We start from the raw sequence: 1,084 nt of genomic DNA, 5'->3' as shown, positions 1-1,084 counted from the left end.
CTTAAATACTTAACAAAGCGGTGGTGGCGGCCTAACATGGCGGGATGTTTTTCTAGACGGGACAACAGGATATGTCTGGGTTGAAAAAGGATCTCGGGCTCTGGCAGGGGATGGGGCTGCTCGCCACCTCCCTGCTCGGTACCGGGATCTTCGTGGTACCGGCCACCGCCGCCTCGCTGGCGGGAGGGGCGTCGCTGTGGGCCTGGTTGCTGCTGATTGCCCTGGTGCTGCCCATCGCCTTTACCTTCGCCCGCCTCGGGCGGCGTTATCCCCACGCGGGTGGCGCGCCCCATCTGATTGGCCTCGCCTTTGGCAACGGCGCTGAGCGCTTCTCCGCTTTCCTCTTTCTGGCGGTGCTGCCGGTGGGCCTGCCTGCCGCCCTCACCATCGCCGCCGGTTTCTGGCACGCCCTGTTCGACATGGGGGAGTGGACCCTCTGGGGCATCCAGCTGCTCACCCTGCTCGGGGTCTTTCTGCTGGGGCTGCGGGGGGCGCGCTCCTCCGGCAATCTGCAACTGCTCATTGCCCTGGCTATCCTGGGGCTCACCCTGCTCATCTGGTTCAAGGGGGATCTCAGCTGGCGCGATGCCGCCCAGCCTCTGCCAACGGCGAGCGAGTGGCCCGCCATGGGCTCGGCGCTGGCGGTGATGTTCTGGTGTTTCGTGGGGCTCGAGGCCTTCGCCCACATGGGGGAGGAGTTCAAGCGGCCAGAGCGGGACTACCCCCTTGCCCTGTTGGGGGGCGTGCTGCTGGCGGGGCTCATCTACTGGGTGCACTCCCTGGTGGTGCTCAAATATGACCTCTACGGGGACGAGGCGACCAATGCCACCGCCATTCCGGCCCTGCTCTCCCTGCTGTTCGGCCCCACCGCCAAGTGGCTGGTGGCGGTGCTGGGCTATCTCTCCTGCTTCGCCAGCATCAACATCTACCTGCAAGGTTTTGCGCGCCTTATCTGGAGCATGGCGCGGGAGGGCAAACTGCCGGTCTCCCTCTCTCGCCTCTCGGCCCGGGGCGCTCCCCTGCATGCCCTTGCCTGGGTGCTCGCCATCTGTTTCGTCTCCATCACCCTGATCCTCTGGCTGCG

At 65.7% G+C, this 1,084-nt stretch carries 1 protein-coding gene; it reads left to right on the top strand.

Features of this window, described 5'->3' with window-relative positions:
- Nucleotides 1-71: 71 nt before the first annotated feature.
- Nucleotides 72-1,084, top strand: a 1,013-nt coding sequence (yjeH, locus tag C3418_RS23665) for an L-methionine/branched-chain amino acid transporter (RefSeq protein ID WP_103859385.1), incomplete at its 3' end; no start/stop codon positions are given.

The sequence above is a fragment of the Aeromonas sp. ASNIH8 genome (assembly GCF_002919855.1).
Classification (GTDB): Bacteria; Pseudomonadota; Gammaproteobacteria; order Enterobacterales; family Aeromonadaceae; genus Aeromonas; species Aeromonas caviae.
This window is presented reverse-complemented; position numbering and strand designations above follow the sequence as displayed.